The sequence below is a fragment of the Sphaerochaeta halotolerans genome, assembly GCF_003429665.1.
Taxonomy (GTDB): Bacteria; Spirochaetota; Spirochaetia; order Sphaerochaetales; family Sphaerochaetaceae; genus Sphaerochaeta; species Sphaerochaeta halotolerans.
The window spans coordinates 202,079-208,965 of the sequence record NZ_QUWK01000006.1 but is presented as its reverse complement, the minus strand read 5'-3'; the positions used below and the strand labels follow the sequence as shown (position 1 = coordinate 208,965).

Below are 6,887 nucleotides of genomic sequence, written 5' to 3'. Positions count from 1 at the left end.
AGATGCCTCGTTTGGATTCTTCCGGATGAGGATGGAGCAGAAGTGCAGGGAGAGAGGGAAGAGCTTCGTGCTGGCACCTCGCTTCTACGCGTCCTCGAAGACTTGCAATACGTGTAAAACAACATATAGGAATTTACCCCTCTCTGTCAGGGAGTGGATTTGCCCATCCTGCGGGAAGCTGGTCGAACGTGACAGGAACGCCAGCTTGAACCTGAGGGATTGGGCATGTACCCGTGGACTGCGGGAAAGTAACGTCTGTGGAGATGAACATGGTGGACGACCGCTCTTTGAGCCTAAGAAGCCCGACATCGTAGAAGCAGAAATAGTTCTTGGGAATGCTTTCCAAGAAGCTCCCTGCCTGTAGGTGGGAGAGTTGTCACTGCATAAACATACTGTTTTATGAATAGCAGGGTTGACAAACATCCTCAAAGAACGATACAAACAAGAAACAGCATACTAGGCTGTTCTTGAGGAGAGTACCTTGAACGCGTTCACTATGCAGGTGCAACAGCACCGCCCATTAGCAAGGAATCGGAAGACGCAGGGCTATGCAAGCTCCTGTAGTTCTATGTGCAACACCACTTCTTTTTCTGTTCCTTCCTTGCTTCTAGTCATAACGCGTCTCCTACCAACCCTCCTCCCCCTCATTACCCTTCTTATTGTAGTAAGCCTAATTATTCTCTGACCACGGCTGCAATCGCAGATTGCATGGACCGTGGATGGAAGCCCCCGAAGCACCGGGGAGCAATCGCTTATACCCAAATATCATACGAAGGAGTGAAATCTTAGATGAATACCAAAGAAAAACGTTACACACTGGCAATTCTGGTTAACAACCACCCTGGCGTACTCATGCGAGTTGTTTCCCTGTTCAGTCGCAGGGGTTACAACATTGACAGCCTCTCGGTGGGGGAGACGGAGAATGAGGCATTCAGCCGTATCACCATCGTGGTCAGTGGAGACCGCCCGGTCGTTGAACAGATCAAGAAGCAGGTAGGCAAGCTCTATGATGTGCAGCGTGTCTATGAGATGGCAGGGGAAAAGAGCCTGCAGAGAGAGTTGGTAATGGTCAAAGTCTCCACTGAGCATGATGACCGTTCCCAGGTCATCGAACTTGCGGAGATATTCAAGGCAAAGATCAACGATGTCACCTCCTCAACCATTACGTTGGAGATAACCGGAAGTCTGGACAAAATTCAGTCATTCCTGGATTTGATGGCCCCCTTCGGTATTGTGGAGATGGCAAGAACCGGTATCACAGCCCTTGAGCGGGGTGCTAGAGCACTGAGCTCAATCAGTTTCAGCGAGGACGAAGCATAAGCATACAAACGCGCCAAACGGCGCGAACCATAATGGAGGATAGGAAATAATGAGCACAATGTACTATGATTCACAGGCAGATCTCTCAGTTCTAGACGGCAAAAAAGTTGCCATCATCGGATATGGCAGCCAAGGCCATGCACATGCATTGAACCTACACGAGAGTGGGGTGGATGTTGTCGTAGGTCTCTACAAGGGTTCAAAGAGCTGGAAGGTTGCTGAAGAAGCAGGCTTGCAGGTTGTAACCGCCGAGGAAGCCAGTGCCATGGCTCAGGTCATCATGCTGCTGTTGCCCGATGAAAGACAGGCTAAGATTTACCATGACAGCATCGAGAAAAATCTGACAGCGGGTAAATACCTCGCATTCGCACACGGATTCAATATCCATTTCGGTCAGATTACCCCTCCCCCTGATGTAAACGTCATCATGATTGCCCCCAAGGGACCCGGCCACACGGTCCGCACCCAGTTCCAGGAGGGCAAAGGCGTTCCTTCCCTGATTGCAATCAACCAGGACCCCAGTGGTGATTCCAAGGACGTTGCACTTGCCTATGCAAAGGGATTAGGCGCTGGTCGTGCAGGAATCTTTGAGACGACGTTCAAGGAAGAGACCGAGACCGACCTCTTTGGCGAACAGGCTGTACTCTGTGGGGGTGTAACCGCCTTGATCAAGGCTGGATTCGATACCTTGGTTGAAGCTGGCTATCAGCCCGAGATGGCCTATTTCGAGTGCTGCCATGAGATGAAGCTGATTGTTGACCTCATCAACCAGGGTGGACTCTCCTACATGCGTTACTCCATCAGTGATACTGCAGAGTATGGGGACTACACCACCGGTCCAAAGATCATCACCGATGAGACCAAGCAGACCATGAAGCAGGTACTTACCGACATCCAGGAAGGAACTTTTGCCCGCAACTGGCTCCTTGAGAACCAGGTGGGACGTCCTTACTTCAATGCAAAGAAACGCATTGAGAGGGAGAGTCTCTTGGAGAAGACGGGTGAAAAGCTGCGCTCTCTGATGAGCTGGCTGAAGAAGTAACACAACAAAACCATACTACATAACCGGGAAGGACACTATGGAAAAGGACAGAATCTATATCTTTGATACCACACTGAGAGACGGCGAGCAGGCTCCAGGCTACAGCATGAACCTGGATGAGAAAATTCGCATGGCCCTACAGCTAGAGGCCCTTGGTGTGGATATCCTAGAAGCCGGGTTTGCCATAGCGTCGCCCGGTGACTTTGCCAGCGTCCAGGCTATCAGCAAAGAGGTTAAGGATGTCACCGTCGCCTCGCTCTCAAGAGCTTTGGAGAAAGACATCGAGGTTGCTTGGGAAGCAGTGAAGCATGCAAAAAGGCCAAGGATTCACACCTTCCTGGCAACCAGCGACCTCCATCTTAAGTTCAAGCTGAAGATGAACCGGGAAGATGCCCTGAAGCGGTCAGTTGCCATGGTTAAGTTCGCCCGTAACCTGACCGATGATGTTGAGTTCTCACTGGAGGATGCAACCCGAACCGACATTGACTACCTGTGCAAGGTTGTTGAGGAGGTGATCAAGGCAGGGGCAAGTGTGGTCAATCTGCCGGACACCGTTGGGTATGCAACCCCCGATGACATGACCCGTATGATTTCCACCGTCATGAACAAGGTTCCCAATGTGGATAAGGCCATCCTGGCGGTTCACTGTCACAATGATCTGGGTCTGGCAGTAGCAAACAGCCTTGCAGGACTGAAGGCTGGAGCCCGTCAGGCAGAGTGTACTGTCTGCGGCATCGGGGAGAGGGCTGGCAATGCTGCAATAGAAGAACTGGTGATGGCCATCAGGACGAGAAATGATGATTATCCATTCTCTTATGGGGTCCGAACCGAGGAGATTTCCCGTTCAAGTCGCCTGCTCTCCCAGATTACCGGTGTCAAGCCCTATCCTTCCAAGGCCATTGTTGGGGCTAATGCCTTCGCCCATGAGAGTGGCATCCACCAGCATGGCATGATGGCAAACAGCCTGACCTATGAGATTATGACCCCCGAAAGTGTAGGGGTGATGACTACCAGTCTTGTACTGGGCAAACACAGTGGGCAACATGCCTTCGAGAAACGTCTTGCCGATCTTGGGTACGTACTGGGCAAAGAAGAAATTAAGACGCTCTTCGGGGAATTCAAGAGCCTCGCCGACCGCAAGAAAACCATCACCGACCGTGATCTCATTGCTTTGGTGGAGTCTTCCAGACAGAGTAGTCCGGTCATCTGGGAACTGGAGCGTTTCGTGGTCAATAGTGGTAATCTGATGACCAGTACAGCCTGTGTCACTCTGCGGAAGGGGGATAAGACGTATCAGGAAGTTGCCCTCGGCACCGGTCCTGTGTATGCCGCACTCAGGGCAGTGGAAAAGATTATACGTCATCCCTTCAGTCTGGAGGACTACAGCTTGCAGGCTGTCACCGAACATCGGGATGCACTTGGAGAAGTTCATGTAAAGATTACCGACGAACATGGGATGTACCGTGGACGGGGTGTGAGCACCGACGTCATCGAAGCCTCGATCCTCAGTTGTCTTGCTGCAGTGAACCGGATGCTCGATGAAGCATCCTCGATCTCAGGCGGGGGTTCTCTCAGACCCACCACTTCACCAAATCTCGAGAACGACATGTTACGTTCCCACTCAGATAAGGAGAAAGAACAAGGTGATGCATACAATAGCACTGTTTGACTCAACCCTCCGCGATGGGAGCCAAGGAGAAGGGATCAGTTTTTCGGTTGAGGATAAACTGAAGGTAGTAAAGGCCCTGGATACGTTGGGGGTTGCTTACATTGAGGCGGGGAATCCCGGATCGAATCCCAAGGATCTGGAGTTCTTCCGCCGCGCTGAACAGCTTACCCTTACCCATGCAACCCTGGTTGCCTTTGGTTCTACGCGGAGAAAGAAAAGCAAGGCAGCCGATGATCCCAACCTGAAAAACCTTGTCAGTGCCAAAACCAAGGTGGTGTCCATCTTCGGCAAGAGCTGGGGCCTTCATGTCACGGATGTCATCCGCACCACTCGTGAAGAGAACCTTGCGATGATCCGTGACAGCATACAGTTCATTACAGAGAGCGGAAGCGAAGTGTTCTTTGATGCTGAGCACTACTTTGATGGATATCTTGATGACAGTGAGTATGCGAAAGCAACCTTGCAGGCAGCGCTCGATGGAGGAGCCTCCACCCTGGTGCTCTGTGAGACCCGCGGTGGGTTGCTTCCCAGTGAAGTGGCGCGTATCACAGCTGAGACAATAAAGGCTTTTCCTGGTATTCCAATAGGAATCCATGCCCATGATGACATCGGCTGTGGAGTGGCTAGCTCGATTGCTGCAGTTGAAGCTGGTGCTATCCAAGTACAGGGAACACTCCTCGGATTCGGCGAACGGTGTGGTAATGCAAACCTTGCAACCGTGGCAGGAATTCTTGGGACCAAACTCGCTGTGGATTGTCTCTGTGGAGAGAGCCTTGAGCAGTTGACGGCAACCAGCCGGCAGGTTGCTGAGATTGCAAATGTCCGCATTACTGGAGGGACCCCCTTCATCGGAAAGAGTGCCTTTGCCCATAAGGGTGGCATGCATATCGACGGGGTGCAGAAGATTCCTCGTTCCTTCGAGCATATTGATCCCGCACAGGTCGGCAATGAACGCAGGCTTTTGATGAGTGAAGTAGCTGGCCGTGCCTTGATGCTCAAGAGAATCGCCCGGGTGGTTCCCGATTTGGATAAGGATGATCCGGTAACGGTAAGCTTGATGGATGAGCTTAAGCAACTGGAAGCGGAGGGGTACCAGTTCGAGGGTGCTGAAAGCAGTTTCGACCTGGTGATCAGACGGCATCTAAAGATGTATAAACCCTATTTCTCACTGGTGCACTACCAGACTATTGGCAGCAGCCCGTATGCCGATCCACTCAGTGATGCAACACATGCTGCGGTGGTCAAGGTAAAGGTAGGGGGAGAGAGTGCCATTACCGCTGCGGAAGGGGAAGGACCGGTCAATGCCTTGGACCAAGCACTGAGGAAGGTCCTCGAGCAGTTCTATCCCACCCTCAAGCGGGTGCACCTGACCGACTACAAGGTGCGGGTCTTGGACTCTGCAGGGGCGACTGCCAGCAAGGTCAGGGTTCTCATCGAGTCCACCGATGGAAACGAGACATGGACTACTATTGGGGTCAGCAGGGACATCATTGAGGCCAGCTGGTTTGCCTTGAGTGATAGTATCGAGTATAAATTAATTGCCGAGGGGATAGAGCCCTCGGTTGAATGAAAGGAAGGAGAAACCCCATGGGTATGACAATGACACAGAAGATCCTGGCCCACCACGCCAAACTGGAGAGCGTACGCGCTGGACAGTTGATCATGGCGGACCTGGATATGGTGCTGGGTAACGACATTACAGCTCCAGTTGCCATCAACGAATTTGGAAAATTCGGCAAGGAGACGGTATTCAACAAGGATAAGGTTGCGCTCGTTCCCGACCACTTCTCCCCGAACAAAGATATCAAGGCAGCCGAGCAGTGCAAGGCACTCCGCTGTTTTGCACGTGATCATGAGATTACCAACTACTTTGATGTAGGCCAGATGGGCATAGAACATGCCTTGCTTCCAGAAAAAGGATTGGTAGGGGCCGGGGATTTGATTATCGGAGCCGATAGCCATACCTGTACCTATGGTGCTTTGGGCGCTTTTTCCACCGGCGTGGGATCCACAGACATGGCTTGCGGTATGGCTACCGGTCAGGCTTGGTTCAAGGTCCCGACCGCAATCAAGTTCAACCTTACCGGTTCATTTGCCCCCCATGTGAGCGGTAAGGATCTGATTCTCCACATCATAGGGATGATTGGGGTGGATGGTGCGCTCTACCAGAGCATGGAGTTCAGTGGGGAAGGGGTGAAAAACCTCACCATTGATGACCGTTTCACCATCGCCAACATGGCTATCGAGGCTGGAGCCAAGAACGGGATTTTCCCCGTTGACGAGGTGACCCTGGAATATTTGAAGGAGCACTGTCCAAAGGATCCTGTCCTGTATGAAGCAGACAGTGATGCAGAGTATGAACAGGTAATCAATATTGACCTCAGTGCCGTGAAGAGTACGGTCAGCTTCCCCCACCTCCCGTCCAATACCAGAACCATCGATGAGGTTGGAGAGGTACGAATTGACCAGGTTGTCATCGGTAGCTGCACCAACGGCCACATCAGTGACCTGAGACAAGCCGCCGCCATTCTCAAGGGCAAGAAGATTGCGAAGCATGTGCGTACCCTGATTTTCCCTGCCACGCAGGAAATCTGGAAGCAGGCAATGCATGAAGGGCTCTTTGATATCTTCATCGACAGCGGTTGCGCTGTTTCCACCCCCACCTGTGGACCCTGCCTTGGCGGTCATATGGGAATCCTCGCTGAAGGGGAACGTGCGGTAAGTACCACCAACCGTAACTTTGTGGGAAGAATGGGTCATGTGAAGAGTGAAGTCTATCTTGCCAGTCCGGCGGTTGCCGCTGCAAGTGCGATAGCAGGATACATCGCCGATCCTGCAAAGGTTATGGAGGAGTAA

Annotated in this window: 6 protein-coding genes; all 6 read left to right on the top strand. The window is 52.1% G+C overall.

The features are described 5' to 3' along the window. On the top strand, window positions 1-364 hold a 364-nt coding region (locus tag DYP60_RS07435; protein WP_133299313.1), incomplete at its 5' end, for a zinc ribbon domain-containing protein. A gap of 425 nt (window positions 365-789) precedes the next feature. Beyond that, the gene (gene ilvN, locus DYP60_RS07430; protein WP_117330320.1) at window positions 790-1,320 is read left to right on the top strand and encodes an acetolactate synthase small subunit; all 531 of its coding nucleotides are present in this window, start codon (window positions 790-792) and stop codon (window positions 1,318-1,320) included. Window positions 1,321-1,369: 49 nt separating this feature from the next. Continuing rightward, entirely contained in the window at window positions 1,370-2,362 is a 993-nt protein-coding gene (gene ilvC / locus DYP60_RS07425; RefSeq protein WP_117330318.1) for a ketol-acid reductoisomerase, read from the top strand. A gap of 37 nt (window positions 2,363-2,399) precedes the next feature. Further along, on the top strand, window positions 2,400-4,031 hold the full coding sequence (locus tag DYP60_RS07420) for a 2-isopropylmalate synthase (protein ID WP_117330316.1): 1,632 nt from the start codon (window positions 2,400-2,402) through the stop codon (window positions 4,029-4,031). Further along, complete coding sequence (cimA, locus tag DYP60_RS07415) at window positions 4,009-5,601, top strand: citramalate synthase (RefSeq protein ID WP_117330314.1); 1,593 nt, start codon at window positions 4,009-4,011, stop codon at window positions 5,599-5,601. Before DYP60_RS07420 ends, cimA begins: the two co-directional genes overlap by 23 nt. 17 nt (window positions 5,602-5,618) lie before the next feature. Next, window positions 5,619-6,887 carry a 3-isopropylmalate dehydratase large subunit gene (gene leuC / locus DYP60_RS07410; protein WP_117330312.1) on the top strand — a complete coding sequence of 423 codons (1,269 nt, stop codon included), beginning with the start codon at window positions 5,619-5,621 and terminating at the stop codon, window positions 6,885-6,887.

Coding starts and splice junctions, on each gene's coding strand:
- ilvN (WP_117330320.1), top strand. CDS start 790: ATGAATACCAAAGAAAAACGTTACACACTGGCAATTCTGGTTAACAAC.
- ilvC (WP_117330318.1), top strand. CDS start 1,370: ATGAGCACAATGTACTATGATTCACAGGCAGATCTCTCAGTTCTAGAC.
- DYP60_RS07420 (WP_117330316.1), top strand. CDS start 2,400: ATGGAAAAGGACAGAATCTATATCTTTGATACCACACTGAGAGACGGC.
- cimA (WP_117330314.1), top strand. CDS start 4,009: ATGCATACAATAGCACTGTTTGACTCAACCCTCCGCGATGGGAGCCAA.
- leuC (WP_117330312.1), top strand. CDS start 5,619: ATGGGTATGACAATGACACAGAAGATCCTGGCCCACCACGCCAAACTG.